Source organism: Microvirgula sp. AG722 (assembly GCF_003269145.1).
Lineage (GTDB): Bacteria > Pseudomonadota > Gammaproteobacteria > Burkholderiales > Aquaspirillaceae > Microvirgula > Microvirgula aerodenitrificans.
Map to the genome: position 1 here is coordinate 69,766 of NZ_QLTJ01000005.1, position 16,898 is coordinate 86,663.

General features: G+C 65.2%; 16 protein-coding genes. 8 read left to right on the forward strand and 8 right to left on the reverse strand.

Translation table 11 applies throughout. The features are described from left to right. Window positions 1-84: 84 nt before the first annotated feature. The 4 genes from pgl to DFO50_RS09260 all read right to left on the reverse strand — a co-directional run bounded on the left by pgl (window position 85) and on the right by DFO50_RS09260 (window position 3,438). Window positions 85-786, reverse strand: a complete 702-nt coding sequence (gene pgl / locus DFO50_RS09245) for a 6-phosphogluconolactonase (protein ID WP_146745039.1) — start codon at window positions 784-786, stop codon at window positions 85-87. 125 nt (window positions 787-911) lie between these two features. Beyond that, a complete protein-coding gene (locus DFO50_RS09250) occupies window positions 912-2,108 on the reverse strand; it encodes a pyridoxal phosphate-dependent aminotransferase (protein ID WP_028498834.1) in 1,197 nt (398 codons plus the stop codon). Between the two features lie 218 nt (window positions 2,109-2,326). After that, entirely contained in the window at window positions 2,327-2,776 is a 450-nt protein-coding gene (gene azu / locus DFO50_RS09255) for an azurin (protein WP_028498833.1), read from the reverse strand. 176 nt (window positions 2,777-2,952) lie between these two features. Further along, the gene (locus DFO50_RS09260; protein ID WP_028498832.1) at window positions 2,953-3,438 is read right to left on the reverse strand and encodes a winged helix-turn-helix transcriptional regulator; all 486 of its coding nucleotides are present in this window, start codon (window positions 3,436-3,438) and stop codon (window positions 2,953-2,955) included. A gap of 289 nt (window positions 3,439-3,727) precedes the next feature. Between DFO50_RS09260 and putA the strand changes: the two genes are divergently transcribed. Beyond that, a complete protein-coding gene (putA, locus tag DFO50_RS09265) occupies window positions 3,728-7,336 on the forward strand; it encodes a trifunctional transcriptional regulator/proline dehydrogenase/L-glutamate gamma-semialdehyde dehydrogenase (protein ID WP_112692382.1) in 3,609 nt (1,202 codons plus the stop codon). Between the two features lie 185 nt (window positions 7,337-7,521). Then, complete coding sequence (locus DFO50_RS09270) at window positions 7,522-8,712, forward strand: branched-chain amino acid ABC transporter substrate-binding protein (protein ID WP_028498830.1); 1,191 nt, start codon at window positions 7,522-7,524, stop codon at window positions 8,710-8,712. Between the two features lie 77 nt (window positions 8,713-8,789). On the opposite strand, the gene DFO50_RS09275 is transcribed toward DFO50_RS09270, so the two are convergent. After that, window positions 8,790-9,056, reverse strand: coding sequence for a hypothetical protein (locus tag DFO50_RS09275; protein WP_028498829.1), 267 nt, complete (start codon window positions 9,054-9,056; stop codon window positions 8,790-8,792). A gap of 242 nt (window positions 9,057-9,298) precedes the next feature. Here DFO50_RS09275 and DFO50_RS09280 point away from each other — a divergent pair, with 242 nt between their 5' ends. Next, complete coding sequence (locus DFO50_RS09280; protein WP_107889715.1) at window positions 9,299-10,705, forward strand: sodium:proton antiporter; 1,407 nt, start codon at window positions 9,299-9,301, stop codon at window positions 10,703-10,705. A gap of 1 nt (window position 10,706) precedes the next feature. Here the strand turns inward: DFO50_RS09280 and DFO50_RS09285 are convergent, their stop codons facing one another. Continuing rightward, window positions 10,707-11,567 carry an MBL fold metallo-hydrolase gene (locus tag DFO50_RS09285; protein WP_112692383.1) on the reverse strand — a complete coding sequence of 287 codons (861 nt, stop codon included), beginning with the start codon at window positions 11,565-11,567 and terminating at the stop codon, window positions 10,707-10,709. Window positions 11,568-11,688: 121 nt separating this feature from the next. On the opposite strand from DFO50_RS09285, the gene DFO50_RS09290 reads away from it, so the two are divergent. From DFO50_RS09290 to DFO50_RS09310, 5 genes are read left to right on the forward strand one after another with little or no spacing between them, the layout of a single operon-like run. Continuing rightward, window positions 11,689-11,982 carry a metalloregulator ArsR/SmtB family transcription factor gene (locus tag DFO50_RS09290; RefSeq protein ID WP_084299967.1) on the forward strand — a complete coding sequence of 98 codons (294 nt, stop codon included), beginning with the start codon at window positions 11,689-11,691 and terminating at the stop codon, window positions 11,980-11,982. After that, window positions 11,979-12,413: a YeeE/YedE family protein gene (locus tag DFO50_RS09295; protein ID WP_107889717.1), complete on the forward strand. Its 435-nt coding sequence runs from the start codon at window positions 11,979-11,981 to the stop codon at window positions 12,411-12,413. The genes DFO50_RS09290 and DFO50_RS09295 overlap by 4 nt, the downstream gene beginning before the upstream one ends. Window positions 12,414-12,421: 8 nt before the next feature. After that, window positions 12,422-12,847: a DUF6691 family protein gene (locus tag DFO50_RS09300; protein WP_233495228.1), complete on the forward strand. Its 426-nt coding sequence runs from the start codon at window positions 12,422-12,424 to the stop codon at window positions 12,845-12,847. Between the two features lie 12 nt (window positions 12,848-12,859). Next, window positions 12,860-13,654, forward strand: a complete 795-nt coding sequence (locus tag DFO50_RS09305) for a sulfite exporter TauE/SafE family protein (protein ID WP_028498823.1) — start codon at window positions 12,860-12,862, stop codon at window positions 13,652-13,654. A 36-nt stretch (window positions 13,655-13,690) separates the two neighbouring features. Next, window positions 13,691-14,902 carry an MFS transporter gene (locus DFO50_RS09310; RefSeq protein ID WP_107889718.1) on the forward strand — a complete coding sequence of 404 codons (1,212 nt, stop codon included), beginning with the start codon at window positions 13,691-13,693 and terminating at the stop codon, window positions 14,900-14,902. 14 nt (window positions 14,903-14,916) lie between these two features. Here DFO50_RS09310 and DFO50_RS09315 read toward each other — a convergent pair whose 3' ends face one another. Both DFO50_RS09315 and DFO50_RS09320 read right to left on the reverse strand, forming a co-directional pair. Further along, window positions 14,917-15,825 (reverse strand): polysaccharide deacetylase family protein, encoded by a 909-nt coding sequence (locus DFO50_RS09315; RefSeq protein WP_107889719.1) that lies wholly within the window; start codon window positions 15,823-15,825, stop codon window positions 14,917-14,919. Between the two features lie 3 nt (window positions 15,826-15,828). Further along, window positions 15,829-16,872 (reverse strand): bifunctional UDP-4-keto-pentose/UDP-xylose synthase, encoded by a 1,044-nt coding sequence (locus DFO50_RS09320; protein WP_028498820.1) that lies wholly within the window; start codon window positions 16,870-16,872, stop codon window positions 15,829-15,831. Between the last annotated feature and the right edge of the window lie 26 nt (window positions 16,873-16,898).

Consider the following 16,898-nt stretch of genomic DNA (forward strand, 5'->3'; position numbering starts at 1 on the left):
CTTTGCCCTGTGAATCCTGCCTGATCCGAATATAGCCATATATGGCCATATTTGTCATTCCGGGTGCCGCCTGTTGCGGTTGCCCTACATCTCGTCATCGGCGTGAATGGCGGCGGCCTCGTCGACAAACCACTCGGCATTGGCCAGCGCGGTGGCTGGCAGGTCGGTGCCCTGCCAGACCAGGCCGAGTGCGTGTGCCTTGTCGCGGCCGCAGGCAAGGAACAGCCGGGCGCGGGCGGCGGCCAGGGTGTCGTGGCCGAGCGTCATGCGCGGCTGGCCGTCCGGTGCATGCGTCACGGCGGCGATACCGGGCGGGCAGGGTTGCTGCGGGAACAGCGATGCGGTGTGGCCGTCACGGCCCAGTCCGAGCAGGGCGATGTCGAGTCGCGGCGCGACACCGCCGTCCAGCGCGGCAAAGGCATGGCTGAACGCGTTCACGGCTGCCTGCGGGTCGCCGTGGTAGTGCCAGCCGAGCAGCGCGGCCGGTGCCGTCGGCAGTCGGTCGAGCAGGTGATGACGAATCATGCCTTCGTTGCTGTCCGGGTGGTCGACGGGCACGCAGCGCTCGTCACCGACAATCAGGACCACGTGTGGCCAGTCGATGCGCGCAGACTGGGCCGGCGCCGCCAGCCGCCGGTACAGCGCCTCCGGCGTGCGGCCGCCGGCCAGCGCCAGCAGCGCGCGGCCATGGGTGCGGATGGCATGGCCGAGATGGACGATCAGCGCCTCGGCCGCGGCGCAGGCGACGCTGTCGGCGTCGTCGGATACATGCAGTTTTCTTGTCATGGCATTCTTGTTATCGGAAAAAAAGCGACGGACCGCCGCCAAACCGGGCGGCCGGACGTCGCATGGACGGCAGGCGAAAAAAAGGACCCCTCGGGGTCCTTTCTGATCGACGGCGGACAAACCGCTCAGGCAGCAAGCGCCTTTTCGATCCGGCCCAGGGCCTTTTCCAGGTTCTGCATGCTGGTGGCGAACGAGATGCGGAAGTAACCTTCCGCGCCGAAGGCCGAGCCCGGCACCACGGCGACATCCTGCGTTTCCAGCAGGTAGGCGGCCAGCGCCATGTCGGTCTGCTCGGCCAGCTTGCCTTCGGCGGCCAGCACGCGGATTGCTTCGCGGGCGTCGACGAAGGCATAGAACGCACCGCCGGCACGCAGGCATTTCAGACCGCGCATGCGGTTGAAGTAGTCGACCACGTACTGGTGACGTTCGTTGAAGGCCTTCAGCATCGGCGCAATGCAGCCCTGATCGCCGTTCAGCGCGGCTTCAGCGGCCACCTGCGAGATCGACGTCGGGTTGGACGTGCTTTGCGACTGGATGTTTTCCATCGCCTTGATCAGCTTCTGCGGGCCGGCTGCGTAGCCGATGCGCCAGCCGGTCATCGAGTAGGCCTTGGACACGCCGTTCAGCACGATGACCTGTTCCTTCAGATCCGGGCAGGCGTTCAGCAGCGTGTGGAAACGGGTGTCGCCGAGCATCACGTGTTCGTACATGTCGTCGGAGGCGACCAGCACGTTCGGGTGCTTGCGGACCACGTCGCCCAGTGCCTTCAGCTCGTCCAGCGTGTAGACGGCGCCGGTCGGGTTGGACGGGCTGTTGATCACCAGCAGGCGGGTTTTCGGCGTAATGGCCGCTTCCAGCTGGGCGGCGGTCAGCTTGAAGCCCTGCTCGATGCCGCATTCGACGATGACCGGCACGCCACCGGCGAGCAGGGTCATGTCCGGGTAGGACACCCAGTACGGCGCCGGGATGATCACTTCATCGCCGTCGTTGATGTAGGCCTGGCACAGATTGTAGAAGCTCTGCTTGCCACCGACCGACACCAGGATCTGGTTGACGGCGTAGTCGAGCCCGTTGTCGCGCTTGAACTTGGCGGCCACGGCCTTTTTCAGACCCGGGGTACCGGAAACCGGCGTGTACTTGGTGAAGCCCTTGTTGATCGCTTCGATCGCGGCGGCCTTGATGTGGTCCGGGGTATCGAAATCGGGTTCGCCGGCGGCCAGAATGACGACGTCGCGGCCGTCCGCCTTCAGTTTCTGCGCCTTGGCGTTGATGGCGAGCGTCGGCGATTCCTTGATGGCGTTCACGCGGTGCGAGAGTTCCACTTTCTCTTTCCTTTGTTTGCTTCTGGATGGGGGTGAGCAGTCCGGGGTTGCGCGCGCTCGACCCGCGCGCGCAGCACGCCCGATTATGTATGGGGATGCGCGAACGTGATGTTACTCCTGATGTTCGCGCGGCCCAACCGCTTCGACCGGCGGCAGGGCATGAAAAAGCAGCAGACCGGGAAGGTCTGCTGCCTGGGGGTTCCTGACGATGCGCTGGCTCAGTTGAGCTTCAGCGTGCCCTTCATGATGGCGGCGTGGCCCGGGAACGAGCAGAAGAACACGTAGTCGGTGCCGGCCTTGAGCTTGGCGACCGGGATGGTGGCCGTGGCGGATTCGCCGCCGCCGATCAGCTTGGTGTGGGCGATGACGCGGGCGTCGCCGGCCTTGATGTAGTCGGCGGCCGGGCCGGCCTTGGAGCCGTCGCTGATCACGGCCTGCTCGTCGGCCTTGGCCGTCAGCACCCAGTTGTGACCCATGGCGGTCTTCGGCATCTTGCCGACATGCTTCAGGTTGACGGTGAACTGTTTGCAACTCTTGCTGACATCGATGCTTTTCTTGTTGAACTGCATCGCGTCGTTGGCTTCGATATCGACCGAACACTGGGCGGCAGCGAGCACCGGGGTGGCGGCGGCGCAGAGCAGGGCGGTAACGAGGAGTTTGCGGATCATGAATGATCTCCTGTGCATGATGAATGAATCAGGCCGGGGCCGGCAAAACCGGACGGCAAGAGGGGCATTCGAATACAGCGCCCATCCCGTCGTCTTGATCGACATCAAGTCGAGGACAATCGCATGTACGGTATCGCGCCCGTCCGCCTCGTTATAGCCGCTGTTGCCGGTCCTGCTCAGGGGCGCAGCGGAATCTGCGACGACTCCTTGACCTCTTCCATCACCACGTAGGTATGGGTTTCCCTTACGTAGGGCAGGTGGGACAGCATTTCGCCCAGCATGTCGCGGAACTCGTGGATGTCGCGCACGCGGATCTTCAGCAGGTAGTCGAAGCCGCCGGCAACCATGTGGCACTCGAGGATCTGCGGGATGCCCTGCACCGCGCTGTTGAACTCTTCGAGGATTTCACTGGTCGTGTTCTGCAGGCTGACCTCGAGATAGACCAGCATGCCGGCGTCCAGCACCTGAGGATTCAGGTGAGCGGCGTACTTGCGGATATAACCATCTGATTCCAGACGCTTTACCCGCTCCAGACAGGGGGTGGGCGACAGGTGGACCTGTTCGGCCAGATCAACGTTCGATATCTTGGCGTTGTCCTGCAAAAGCGCGAGGATTTTCCGGTCGATGAGGTCAAGCGTCTTCCTTGGCTTGCTTCTTTTCATCCTCTGTTTCTCCGTTTTTGTAGATGAATGATCTGTATTTTGTTACCCGCTCAGCGTGACGGGCTGGCTGGTATTTATGTTTTGTTGTTTTGCTGCGACTGTCGTGGTTTATGCTGTGTTTTTGTGTTTTTGGCAAGCAAAACTCTGCGATGTCGCGTGTAATCAGAATGTAGTTTTCTATGCATTGTCATAATATTGCAGCCAATACTGGCGCGCTACAAGTATCTGGCAAACCGCGTGTCGGACAGACCAACAGACGTAGAAGAACTGCAAATCAGGAGAAGCTGCAATGACTTTCGCCACGCTGTCCCGCCCTCAGGGCCCGCTGATGGACGTGATTACCGCCGCCTTGCGCCGCGACGAAAAGGAGTGCGTATCGGCACTGCTGCCGCAGGCGGCGCTGGGTGCCGATACGCTGGCGAGCGTCCAGTCGCTGGCACGCAAGCTGGTGACCGAAGTACGGGAAAAGCGTACGCGGGCCAGCGGTGTCGACGCACTGATGCACGAATTCTCGCTGTCGAGCCACGAAGGCATTGCGCTGATGTGTCTGGCCGAAGCGCTGCTGCGGATTCCCGACCGGGCGACCGCCGACAAGCTGATCCGCGACAAGATCGCCCGTGGCGACTGGTCAAGCCATATCGGCAACAGCCGCTCGCTGTTCGTCAATGCGGCAGCGTGGGGGCTGGTGATCACCGGCAAGCTGGTCAACACCCATAACGAGGCCGGGCTGTCGAACGCGCTGACCAAGCTGATCGCCAAGGGCGGCGAACCGCTGATCCGCAAGGGCGTCGACATGGCGATGCGCATGCTCGGCAAGCAGTTCGTGACCGGCGAAACCATCGACGAGGCGCTGGCCAATGGTCGCGAGCGCGAATCGCGCGGCTATCGCTTCAGCTACGACATGCTCGGCGAAGCGGCGATGACCGAAGCCGATGCCCAGCGCTATATGGATGACTACGTGATGGCGATCCACGCCATCGGCAAGGCGTCCAATGGCCGCGGCATCATCGAGGGCCCGGGCATTTCGGTAAAACTGTCCGCCATCCACCCGCGCTACAGCCGCGCCCAGCGCGACCGGGTGATGAGCGAACTGTACGACCGCCTGAAACAGCTGATGCTGCTGGCCAGGCGCTACGATATCGGTATCAACATCGACGCCGAGGAAGCGGACCGGATGGAGCTGTCGCTCGATCTGGTCGAGAAACTGGCGTTCGACGCCGACCTGGCCGGCTGGGACGGCATCGGCATCGTGGTGCAGGCCTATCAGAAGCGCTGTCCGTTCATCATCGACTACCTGATCGACCTCGCCCGCCGCGCCGGTCGTCGCTTCATGGTCCGGCTGGTCAAGGGCGCGTACTGGGATGCCGAAATCAAGCGCGCCCAGGTCGATGGCCAGTCCGGCTATCCGGTCTATACCCGCAAGGTCTACACCGACGTGTCCTACCTTGCCTGCGCCAAGCGCCTGCTGGCCGCGCAGGACTGCATCTTCCCGCAGTTCGCCAGCCACAACGCCTTTACGCTGGCGGCGGTCTATCACCTTGGCGAAGGCAAGCAGTTCGAATTCCAGTGCCTGCACGGCATGGGCGAAACGCTGTACGACCAGGTGGTCGGCGGCGACAAGCTCGGCCGCGCCTGCCGCATCTACGCGCCGGTTGGCTCGCATGAAACGCTGCTGGCCTATCTGGTGCGCCGGCTGCTGGAAAACGGTGCCAACAGTTCCTTTGTCAACCGCATCGTCGACGAGGCGGTGTCCATCGACGAGCTGGTGGCCGATCCGGTGGCCGAAGCGGCGCGCATCGGTGGCGAGCCGCATGCCCGCATTCCGTTGCCGCGTGACCTGTACGGTGCCGGACGTCGCAACTCGTCCGGCCTCGATCTGAGCCACGAGCAGACGCTGGCCGCGCTGCAGCTCGGACTGGATGACGCCTGCGCCCGCCAGTGGCTGGCCGAACCGCTGCTGGCCGGCGGCAGCCACAGCGGCGAGCTCCGCACCGAGGTGCGCAACCCGGCCGATCCGGCCGATATCGTCGGCAGCGTGGTCGAAGCCGGGCTGCAGGACGTGCCGGTCGCCCTCGAGGCCGCCGCAGCGGCCGACTGGCCGCATCGCCTGCCGGCCGAACGCGCCGATTGCCTGGAGCGCTTCGCCGACCTGATGGAAGAAAACATGCCGGCGCTGATGGCGCTGGCCGTGCGCGAGGCGGGCAAGACCCTGTCCAATGCGATTGCCGAAGTGCGCGAGGCGGTCGATTTCTGCCGCTACTACGCGCAGCAGGCCCGCAACGAGTTCAGCAATGACACCCATCGTCCGCTGGGGCCGGTGGTGGCGATCAGCCCGTGGAACTTCCCGCTGGCGATCTTCTGCGGCGAAGTGGTGTCGGCCCTGGCTGCCGGCAACCCGGTACTGGCCAAGCCGGCCGAGCAGACCGCGCTGATCGCCGCCTTTGCCGTGCGCCTGCTGCACGAGGCCGGCGTGCCGCGCGATGCGCTGCAACTGCTGCCGGGCCGCGGCGAAACCGTCGGTGCCGCCCTGACCGCCGACAGCCGCGTCAAGGGCGTGCTGTTTACCGGTTCGACCGATGTCGCCCATATCATCAACCGTACGCTGGCCCGCCGGGGCGGCGACATTCCGCTGATTGCCGAAACCGGCGGCATGAACGCCATGATCGTCGACAGCTCGGCCCTGGCCGAACAGGTGGTGGGCGACGTGCTGGTCAGTGCGTTCGACTCGGCCGGCCAGCGTTGCTCGGCACTGCGCGTGCTGTATGTGCAGCATGACGTGGCCGACAAGGTCATCGCCATGATCCGCGGTGCGATGGACGAACTGGTGGTCGGCGATCCGCGCGTGCTGTCGACCGACGTCGGTCCGGTCATCGACGGCGAGGCACAGCGCAATCTGCTGGCGCATATCGAGCGGATGAAGCGCGAAGCCCGGTGGTTCCACACGCTGGACGTGCCGGCGACCGGTACCTTCGTCGCCCCGTTCGTCTGCGAGATCGGTTCCATCGGCGAGCTGCAGCGCGAAGTGTTCGGCCCGGTGCTGCACATCGTCCGCTACCACGCTGCCGAAATGGCCCAGGTCATCCGCGACATCAATGCCGCCGGCTACGGCCTGACCATGGGCGTGCACAGCCGCATCGACGAAACCATCGACCTGATCGCCGAGACGGCCCATGTCGGCAACCTGTACGTGAACCGCAATATTGTCGGTGCCGTGGTCGGCGTGCAGCCGTTCGGTGGCGAGGGTCTGTCCGGTACCGGTCCGAAAGCCGGCGGCCCGTGCTATCTGTACCGCCTGTGCGAGACCGGCAAGCGGCCGAAGGTGGGGACTGCCGCCGGCGATGCCGGGCTGACCCTGCTGGAAACGCTGGCCGGCCTGCTGCCGACGCTGGGACTGGACGAGGCCGATCGCGAGGCGATCAGCCGCCTGATCGGTCATGAACGCAAGCATTCGCCGCTGCTGACGCCGATGGAGTTTGCCGGCCCGACCGGCGAAATCAACCGCCTGCGCTTCGTGCCGCGCGGCAATGTGCTGTGCCTGGCGACGACGCTGCCGGGACTGGTCCGCCAGCTGGTCGCGGTCTTTGCTACCGGCAACATGGCCTATGTGCTGGCCGGATCGGCTGCCGCCGGGCTGGCTGCACGCCTGCCGGCCGGTCTGCAGATCGCCGTGGCCGACAGTATCGAACGGGCGCCGGTACAGGCTGCGCTGTACGATGACGACGAGGTCGCCGCCTCGCTGCGGCCGGCACTGGCCGGTCGCGACGGCGAAATCGTCGGCCTGAACCGGGTGCGGGACAACGGCCGCTACGACGTGTTCCGCCTGGTCCACGAACGTGCCGTCAGCATCAACACGACGGCGGCCGGCGGCAACGCCAGCCTGATGAGCATCGGTGACTGATGCCTGAGAGAGCGGGGGGCTTTGCCCCTCGCTCCCTCGAAAACACGACCCCGAAAAAAGAAGAACCAGGGCTATACCTTGGTCAATGACAATTCGCTAGAATGCCGCACGGCATCTTTGCCTGACACTCGGGCAAAACGGCGTATATTTTCTTGGGCTCGCCCTGCAAAGTAGAGAGGAAGACTATGAACAAGACCAAACTGCTGACGATTACCGCTGCTGTTGCAGCTGCCCTGGCCCTGGTGGCCTGCGGCAAGAAGGATGAAGCGGCCGCGCCGGCTGCCGATCAACCTGCTGCCGCCGCTGGCGCCAGCGTGGTGAAGATCGGTTTCGTCGCCCCGCTGACCGGCCCGCAAGCCCACTACGGCGAGGAATACAAGAACGGCGTCACGCTGGCCATCGAAGATGCCAACGCGGAAAAGCCGACCCTCGACGGCAAGCCGGTGACGTTCGAACTGGTGGCTGAAGATGACCAGGCCGACCCGAAGACCGCGACGCAGATCGCGCAAAAGTTCGCCGACATGAAGATCAGCGGCCTGATCGGCCACTTCAACTCCGGCACCGCGATCCCGGCGTCGAAGATCTATGACGATGCCGGCATTCCGAACATCGCCATGGCGACCGCACCGAACTACACCCAGCAGGGCTTCAAGACCACCTTCCGTTCGATGACGTCCGACACCCAGCAGGGTGGCGTGATGGGCAAGTGGGTCGTGGAAAAACTCGGCAAGAAGATCGTCGTCATCGACGACCGCACCGCTTACGGCCAGGGTCTGGCCGACGAGTTCGAGAAGGCGGCCAAGGCTGCCGGCGGTGAAATCCTCAAGCGCGAGTTCACCACCGACAAGGCGACCGACTTCGCTGCCATCCTGACCGCCATCAAGGGCGTGAACCCGGACGTGGTCTACTACGGTGGCGCCGATGCGCAATCGGCCCCGATGGCCAAGCAGATGAAGCGCCTGGGCATCAAGGCCCCGCTGGTTTCCGGCGAAATGACCAAGACCCCGACCTTCCTGAAGCTGGCTGGCGCCGAAGCCGACGGCACCATCGCCTCGCTGGCCGGTCTGCCGCTGGAACAGATGCCGAAGGGCAAGGACTACGAGACCCGCTACAAGGCCCGCTTCAAGCAGGACGTGGCGACCTACTCGCCGTACGGCTATGACGCGACCCGCGCAATGATCGAAGCCATGAAGAAGGCCAACTCGGCCGAACCGGCGAAGTACCTGCCGGAACTGGCCAAGATCAACTACTCGGGCGTGACCTCGTCGGCCTGGGCGTATGACGACAAGGGCGACCTGAAGGAAGGCGGCATCACCGTCTACAAGGCCCAGGGCGGCAACTGGACCGTGCTGGAAACCATCGGCGGCGGTCACTGATTGGCGAGCGTCATCAAGTGAAAAACGGCGCGACATCTGTCGCGCCGTTTTTTCATGCCTGCACCGGCAAGCGGTGCTCAGCGACTCTCGTTGCCGATCACCTTCTTGCCGAGCGTGGCGGTGACATTGAGGATGCGGACCTCGCTGGCCGGGAAACCCTCATCCTCAAGCTGGCGGCGGGCAAAATCCTTGGCTTCCTGCATCAATGCCCATTCGCTGACCAGATGCGACTTGAAAGCCATTGAGCGGTGGAGAATACGGACGTCCCGCGGCTGGACGCCGATGGCGAACCTGACTTCCAGTGCATAGTTGTATCCACTGCTGTTGCTGTTGTCTTCACTCATGACTTGATATGGTTTTGTCCGGTGTCAGGCCGGCGACCGGCACCCGGCTGAGCGGCGGCATGGATCGTCGACTTGAGTCTTGTGGTCACAGGGCGTTATCTTGTTCGCTGCTGCATGGTGCAGTGCGTTCGCTTTTTTTCAACGGCATATTTTATGCCGACTTTAGCGTTTCCCGCCTGCTTTCCGCCTGCGATTTCCCTCGACCCATCAGAATGTCCGGTACCAGCCGGGCTGGAGACTGAATGAAGCCGATCCTGAAACACTTGTTGCCGTTTCTGTTCCTGCTGCCCGGCGTGGCGAGTGCTGCCGACCTCGATGGCACCACACTGAGTCTGGGCTGGACCCTGCCGTTCTGCGGCATCCTGCTGTCGATTGCCCTGTTCCCGATCTTTGCGCCGGGCATCTGGCATCACCATTTCGGCAAGATCACCGCCCTGTGGACCGTGCTGTTCCTGCTGCCGTTCACCATCACCTTCGGCAGTTCCACCACCCTGGCGCTGCTGGCGCATGCGCTGGTGGCCGAGTACATCCCGTTCATCGTCCTGCTGTTCTCTCTGTATACACTGTCCGGCGGCATCCTGGTGTGGGGCACGCTGCGTGCGACGCCGGCGCTGAACACCGGGCTGCTGGCCATCGGCACACTGCTGGCCTCGCTGATGGGCACCACCGGCGCGGCCATGCTGCTGATCCGGCCGGTGCTGAAAGCCAACCATGGCCGCGCCAGCAGCGTGCACGTGGTGGTGTTCTTCATTTTCCTGGTCGCCAACGTCGGCGGTGGCCTGACGCCGCTGGGCGATCCGCCGCTGTTCCTCGGCTTCCTGAAGGGGGTCGACTTCTTCTGGACCGTCAAGGCCATGGCGCTGCCGGTGCTGCTGCTGTCGCTGGCGCTGCTGGCCGTGTTCTACGTGATCGACAGCTATTACTTCCGCCGCGATGGCGCCGCCGTGGACGATGGCGCGCCGCCGACGCCGCTGAAGCTGTATGGCCGTCTGAACCTGTTGCTGCTGCCTGGTGTGATCGGTGCCGTGCTGCTGTCCGGCTTCTGGAAACCCGGCATCGCCTTCGATGTGCTCGGTACCCCGCTGGAACTGCAGAACCTGGTGCGCGACCTGCTGCTGATCGGACTGGCGCTGCTGTCGCTGCTGCTGACGCCGAAGCAGGTGCGGGCCGGCAACGAATTCAACTGGGACCCGATCCTGGAAGTCGGCAAGCTGTTCGCCGGCATCTTCATTACCATCGCGCCGGCCATCGCCATCCTGCGCGCCGGCAGTGACGGCCATCTGGCGGCCATCGTCAGCCTGGTGTCCGGCGAGGACGGCCTGCCGATCAACGCCATGTACTTCTGGATGACCGGCTTCCTGTCCGGCTTCCTCGACAATGCGCCGACCTACCTGGTGTTCTTCAACCTGGCCGCCGGTGATGCGTTCACGCTGATGACGCAACTGCCGCAGACCCTGCTGGCGATCTCGATGGGGGCCGTATTCATGGGGGCGCTGACCTATATCGGCAATGCGCCGAACTTCATGGTCAAGGCAATTGCCGAGCAGCGCGGCATCGCCATGCCGAGCTTCTTCGGCTTCCTGCTGTGGTCGTGCGCGATCCTGCTGCCACTGTTCCTGGTGCTGACCTGGCTGTTCTTCCGTCTCTGAGCTATGACGCGTCGAGCGGGATCTTCAGGTAGCGCATGCCGTTGCTTTCCGCCGCCGGCAACTGGCCGGCGCGGATGTTGACCTGGACGGACGGCCAGATCAGCGCCGGCATGTCCAGCGTCCGGTCGCGCACCGTGCGCATGTGGACGAAGTCGTCCTCGCCGATGCCGTCACGGACATGGATATTGCCGAGGCGCTGCGCGCTCACCGTCGTTTCCCAGGCGGCGGCGCGGCCCGGCGGCGGGTAGTCATGGCACATGAACAGCCGCGTGTCGCCGGGCAGGGCGAGCAGCTTGCGGATCGAGTGGTACAGCCGGCGTGCGTCACCGCCGGGAAAGTCGCAACGTGCGGTGCCGACATCGGGCATGAACAGCGTATCGCCGACAAAGACCGCGTCGCCGATCCGGTAGGCGATGTCGGCCGGTGTGTGTCCCGGCACGTGCAGGGCGCAGGCCGTCAGCGCGCCGATGGCGAAGGTGTCCCCGTCCCGGAACAGGTGATCGAACGGCGCGCCATCGGCCGGCGCCCCGTCGCCAAGGTGGTACAGGGCGCTGAAGGTCCGCTGGACGCTGCGGATATGCTCGCCGATGGCGACCGTGCCACCGACCCGCGCCTTCAGCCACTGCGCCGCGCTCAGGTGGTCGGCGTGGGCATGGGTTTCCAGGATCCAGGCGACGCGCAAGTCGTGCCGGCGCAGGCAGTCGAGCACGCGTTCGGCCGAGGCCGTGCCGGTCCGGCTGGCTTTCGGGTCGTAGTCGAGTACCGGATCGATAATGGCCGCGTAGCCGCCCGGCGCGTCGTAGACGACATAGGTGACGGTGGCGGTCGTGCTGTCATGCAGGGCTTCGATGCTGGGCGACATGGCGGCTCCGGGGGCAGGTAAACGATATGTTGATATACATAATATCATTCAATATAATATTGGCAATCCGCATCAAGGAAGCAAGATGGACATACCCCATCCGGACCTGAACATCAGCGTCATGCGTCTGGCCGCCGCTGAAACCGCTACCGTGCTGCGCACGCTGGCCAACGAGGATCGCCTGCTGCTGCTGTGCCAGCTGTCGCAGGGCGAACGCTCGGTCAGCGAACTGGAAAGCCTGCTCGGCATCCGGCAGCCGACCCTATCGCAACAACTCGGCGTGCTGCGCGCCGAAGGGCTGGTCACGACCCGCCGCGACGGCAAGCGCATTTTCTACTCGGTTGCCGACGACAAGGTGCTGACACTGCTTGGCACACTGTACCTGCTGTACTGCCCGAAGGACGACACGCCATGACCATTGACTGGCTGCATTTCACCCCGTGGACCGCCCTGGCCGGCGGTGCGCTGATCGGTATCGGGGCTGCGCTGTTGGTATTGTGCAACGGTCGCATCGCCGGAATCAGCGGCATTGCCGGTGGCCTGCTGCGCCCGCTGCGCGGTGATACCGGCTGGCGCGTGGCTTTCCTGGCCGGGCTGATGCTGGCGCCGTGGCTGTACCGGATTGCCGCGCCGCTGCCGTCCGCCGTGATCGATGCCGGCTGGCCGCTGCTGATCGTGGCCGGCGTCCTGGTCGGCTTCGGCACCCGGCTCGGCTCGGGCTGTACCAGCGGGCACGGGGTGTGTGGCCTGTCACGGCTGTCGCCGCGCTCGCTGGTCGCCACGCTGGGCTTCATGGCCGCCGGCTTTGCCACCGTGTACGTAATGCGCCATTTGCTGGCGGGGTGAGACAGACAATGATGAACATACTGTTTGCGGCGCTGTCCGGCCTGGTCTTTGGCCTGGGCCTGATCGTGGCCGGCATGGCCAGTCCGGCCAAGGTGCTGGGCTTTCTCGACCTGGCTGGCGACTGGGACCCGTCGCTGGGACTGGTGATGGGCGGTGCGGTGGTGGTCGGCTTGCTGGCGTTTGCCATGGCCCGCCGACGGACCGTGTCATGGCTGGGCTTGCCGATGCGGCTGCCGACCGCGACCGCGATCGATCGCCGGCTGTGGCTCGGCAGTCTGCTGTTCGGCATCGGCTGGGGCCTGGCCGGCCTGTGCCCGGGACCGGCGTTGCTGCTGACCGGGGCAGGGGTCGGCAAGGCCATCGTGTTTACGCTGGCCATGCTGGCCGGCATGGCACTGTTTGCCGCCTGGTCGCGCCGGCATCCGGCACCCTGACGGAGGCGGATCATGCTGATGGTTCTGCTGCTGGGCGTGCTGATCGGCGTGGTGCTTGGTCTGACCGGTGCCGGCGGCGGCATTCTCGGCGTGCCGGCACTGGTGGCCGGGCTTGGCTGGAGCATGCAGCAGGCGGCACCGGTCGCGCTGGTCGCCGTCGCCTGCAGTTCCGCCGTGGGCGCGTTCGAGGGCTGGCGGCGCGGGCTGGTACGCTACCGGGCGTCACTGCTGATGGCGCTGGCCGGGGTGCCGTTTTCGTCGCTCGGGCTGTGGATCGCCCATCAGGCATCACAGGTCTGGCTGACCGGCCTGTTCGCCGTGGCCATGCTGCTGGCGGCGGGGCGGATGTGGCGGCGCCATGATGAACTGGAGCGCCCGTCGCCGGGCTGGGCGCGGATCAATCCGGAAACCGGGCGCTTCGACTGGAACCTGGCCACCGCCGGCCTGCTCGGCAGCATCGGGGCGCTGACCGGCCTGCTGACCGGGCTGCTCGGTGTCGGCGGCGGTTTTGTCATCGTGCCGGCATTGCGCCGGTTCACCAATCTGTCCATGCACGGGGTCGTTGCCACCTCGCTGCTGACCATCGCCCTGGTCGGCAGCGGCAGCGTGCTGTCGGCACTGGCACACGGTGTCAGCATGCCGGCCGGCATTACGCTCGGTTTTGCCGCTGCCACGGCGCTGGGCGCGCTCGGCGGGCGCTGGCTGTCGCGGCGCTGGTCGCAGGCGCAGGTCCAGCGGGGTTTTGCCCTGGTGCTGATGGCGGTGGCGCTGGGCATGCTGGCCAAGACGGCCATGCTTGTGGGGTAAACTGCCCGCATTCCCATTCCTCACCGGAGACGGCATATGTTCGCCGCGTTGCGGGCCCTGCCGCGAACGGTCTGGCTGATCGGCCTGATCAGTCTGGTCAATGACAGCGCCAGCGAGATGCTCTATCCGCTGCTGCCGCTGTATCTGTCATCGGTGCTGATGGCCGGCCCGCGCGTGCTCGGCCTGATCGAGGGCATAGCCGAAGCCACCGCCAGCCTGCTGAAACTGCTGTCCGGCATCGTCATGGACAGCACCCGCCGCGCGCGGCCGTGGATACTGGTCGGCTACGGCATGGCCGGCGTTGGCCGGCCGCTGATCGCCTTCGTGAGCTCGTGGCCGTGGCTGCTGCTGATCCGCTTCGGCGACCGGGTCGGCAAGGGGCTGCGCTCGTCACCGCGCGACGCGCTGCTGGCTTCCAGCGTGCCTGACGACCGCCGCGGGCTGGTGTTCGGTCTGCACCGGGCGCTGGACAATGCCGGTGCGGTCATCGGTCCGCTGCTGGCCGCCATGCTGCTGGCACGCGGCGTACCGCTGCGCGACCTGTTCCTGTGGTCGGCCCTGCCGGCGGCGCTGTGCATCCTGCTGGCGTGCGCGATCCGCGAGCCGGCGGTCGTGACTGCAGAGCGCATCGGCGCCCGGCATGCGGCCAGCGCGCTGAAAACCGCCTTTGCCCGTCGCCAGCGCCTGCGCGACATGCCGCCGGCGTTTCGCCGCTACCTGCTGGTGGTTGCGCTGTTCACCCTGGGCAATGCGTCGAACCTGTTCCTGCTGCTGCGCGCACGGGAGCTGGGCGTACCGGAGGCGCAGGTGCCGCTGCTGTGGGCCGCAGTCTCGCTGGTGGCGACGCTGTTCTCGACCCCGCTGTCGGCGCTGTCGGACCGGGTCGGCCGCATCCGCATGCTGGTCTGCGGTTATGCCGCCTACGGGATGTGTTACACCGGGCTCGGTCTGGCGACGCACAGTGGCGCCTGGCTGTTCGGGCTGTTCGCCGGTTACGGGCTGTTCATTGCCGCAACCGAGGGCGTGGAGAAGGCGCTGGTGGCCGACATGGCACCGGTCAGCGGGCGCGGGGCCGCCTTCGGCTGGTTCAATCTGGTGACCGGCATCATGCTGCTGCCGGCATCCCTGCTGTTCGGCTGGTTGTATACCCTGGGCTCGCCCTTGCTGGCGTTCGCCTTTTCCGGCAGCTGTGCGCTGCTGGCGGCGCTGCTGCTGGTGACATGGGTGGCGCCGGCCGGGGAACGCTAGCTCCCCGGCCGGTGTCAGACTGCCGCCCCCTGCAGCGACAGCACGCCGCTGCGGCCGGGGATTTCCCCCATCGACACCCTGCAGTGCGGCAGGGCAAACGGGTCGAGCCGGGCGAACTGTTCGCCGGTCGACACCAGTTGGTAGCCCTGTGCCGTCCAGCCGTCCAGCAGGCGTTCGAAGGTCGGCAGCAGTTTCATGCCTTCCAGTTCGGCATGCAGCGTATAGACATGGCCCTGCGCTGGCGGGTCGGCCGTCAGCGCCAGCAGATGCGCGTGCACATTGTCCGGCGTCAGTCCGTCCATGCCGATCAGCTCGTCCAGCGTCGGCAGCGTACTCGGCAACTGCGGCACGCCGAATGGCCGGCCATTGGCGTCAACCGGCTGGAATGGCCCGCTGCCACGGCCATCGGATGCGTAGGCGAATCCCAGCTCGCGTTCCAGTGCATAGGCGGCGTCGTTCATCTGCCAGCCGGCGGCTCCGTGAACGCGCGGCGTTTCACCGAAGATATCGCTGAAGCGATCGCGGGCCCGCTCCATCTCGCGCCGGGTCCAGGCCGCATCAAGGCCGGCGACATGATCCTGCCAGCGGATGTGGTCCCAGCAATGCACGCCGACCTCGAAACCGGCATCGCGCACGGCGCGCAGGGTGGCTGCCGCGCGCCGGCCGATATCCGGGCCGGGCAGCACGGTGCCGTACAGCAGTGTGCGCAGCCCGTAGTGTTCGAGCACCGAGGTGCGCGATACCTTGGACAGGAAGCCGGGACGGAACACCCGGCGGATGGCGCGGCCGGTATGGTCCGGGCCGAGGCTGAACAGGAAGGTCGCGCCGGCCCGGTGCCGCTGCAGCAGTTCGACCAGGCGTGGCACGCCTTCACGCGTGCCACGCCAGGTGTCGACGTCGATTTTCAGCGCCAGCGTGCTCATCGCTCAGCTCACCAGGTCGCGCTGGCTGGCCACTTCGTCGCGATAGAAGTCGAACAGGCTCTTCAGTGCGCTGAGCATGCTGACGCGCGGTGCCCAGTCCAGATCGGCACAGGTATTCTCGATCTTCGGTACCCGGTTCTGTACGTCCTGATAGCCATCGCCGTAATACGTGCCCGAGCTGACGTCGATCAGTTCGACCCTGGCCGCGTTGTCGCGATACTCCGGATAGGTGGCGGCCAGTTCCAGCATCATGGTCGCCAGTTCGCGCACCGAGAAATTGTTGGTCGGGTTGCCGATATTGTAGATCTGCCCGCTGGCGCGGCCTGCCGGGTTGTCGATGATCCTGACCAGGGCCGAGATGCCGTCGTCGACAAAGGTGAACGCGCGTTTCTGCTGACCACCATCCACCAGTTTGATCGGTTCGCCACGAACAATATGGCCGAGGAACTGGGTAATGACCCGGCTCGAGCCTTCCTTCGGCGTATGGATGCTGTCCAGGCCCGGCCCGATCCAGTTGAACGGGCGGAACAGCGTGTAGTCGAGCCCTTCCTGCTGGCCGTAGGCGGCAATGACCCGGTCCATCAGCTGCTTCGAGCAGGCGTAGATCCAGCGCGGCTTGTTGATCGGGCCGTAGACCAGCGGCGAGTTCTCCGGGTCGAATTCTGCGTCACCGCACATGCCGTAGACCTCGCTGGTCGACGGGAACACCACGCGCTTGTTGTACTTCACGCACTGGCGAACGATCGGCAGATTGGCCTCGAAATCGAGCTCGAACACTTGCAGCGGTGCCTTCACATAGGTGGCCGGGGTCGCGATGGCCACCAGCGGCAGCACCACATCGCACTTGCGGACGTGGTATTCGATCCACTCCTTGTTGATGCCGATATCGCCCTCGAAGAAATGGAAGCGCGGATGGTCGAGCCACGGCTGGATCCGGTCGCAGTTCATGTCCATGCCGTAGATGTGCCAGTCGGTGGTGTCGATGATGCGCCGGGTCAGGTGATGGCCGATAAAGCCGTTGACGCCGAGGATGAGGACTTTTTTCATGGTGGGTTCCAGCAGGTGGAGGCCGG

What these genes read in the sequence shown, in the direction of transcription:
- DFO50_RS09295 (WP_107889717.1), top strand. Translation starts at nt 11,979, where the DNA reads ATGACCATTGACTGGCTGCATTTCACCCCGTGGACCGCCCTGGCCGGC.
- DFO50_RS09260 (WP_028498832.1), bottom strand. Translation starts at nt 3,438, where the DNA reads ATGAAAAGAAGCAAGCCAAGGAAGACGCTTGACCTCATCGACCGGAAA.
- DFO50_RS09320 (WP_028498820.1), bottom strand. Translation starts at nt 16,872, where the DNA reads ATGAAAAAAGTCCTCATCCTCGGCGTCAACGGCTTTATCGGCCATCAC.
- DFO50_RS09315 (WP_107889719.1), bottom strand. Translation starts at nt 15,825, where the DNA reads ATGAGCACGCTGGCGCTGAAAATCGACGTCGACACCTGGCGTGGCACG.
- DFO50_RS09270 (WP_028498830.1), top strand. Translation starts at nt 7,522, where the DNA reads ATGAACAAGACCAAACTGCTGACGATTACCGCTGCTGTTGCAGCTGCC.
- pgl (WP_146745039.1), bottom strand. Translation starts at nt 786, where the DNA reads ATGACAAGAAAACTGCATGTATCCGACGACGCCGACAGCGTCGCCTGC.
- azu (WP_028498833.1), bottom strand. Translation starts at nt 2,776, where the DNA reads ATGATCCGCAAACTCCTCGTTACCGCCCTGCTCTGCGCCGCCGCCACC.
- putA (WP_112692382.1), top strand. Translation starts at nt 3,728, where the DNA reads ATGACTTTCGCCACGCTGTCCCGCCCTCAGGGCCCGCTGATGGACGTG.
- DFO50_RS09305 (WP_028498823.1), top strand. Translation starts at nt 12,860, where the DNA reads ATGCTGATGGTTCTGCTGCTGGGCGTGCTGATCGGCGTGGTGCTTGGT.
- DFO50_RS09280 (WP_107889715.1), top strand. Translation starts at nt 9,299, where the DNA reads ATGAAGCCGATCCTGAAACACTTGTTGCCGTTTCTGTTCCTGCTGCCC.
- DFO50_RS09285 (WP_112692383.1), bottom strand. Translation starts at nt 11,567, where the DNA reads ATGTCGCCCAGCATCGAAGCCCTGCATGACAGCACGACCGCCACCGTC.
- DFO50_RS09290 (WP_084299967.1), top strand. Translation starts at nt 11,689, where the DNA reads ATGCGTCTGGCCGCCGCTGAAACCGCTACCGTGCTGCGCACGCTGGCC.
- DFO50_RS09310 (WP_107889718.1), top strand. Translation starts at nt 13,691, where the DNA reads ATGTTCGCCGCGTTGCGGGCCCTGCCGCGAACGGTCTGGCTGATCGGC.
- DFO50_RS09300 (WP_233495228.1), top strand. Translation starts at nt 12,422, where the DNA reads ATGATGAACATACTGTTTGCGGCGCTGTCCGGCCTGGTCTTTGGCCTG.
- DFO50_RS09275 (WP_028498829.1), bottom strand. Translation starts at nt 9,056, where the DNA reads ATGAGTGAAGACAACAGCAACAGCAGTGGATACAACTATGCACTGGAA.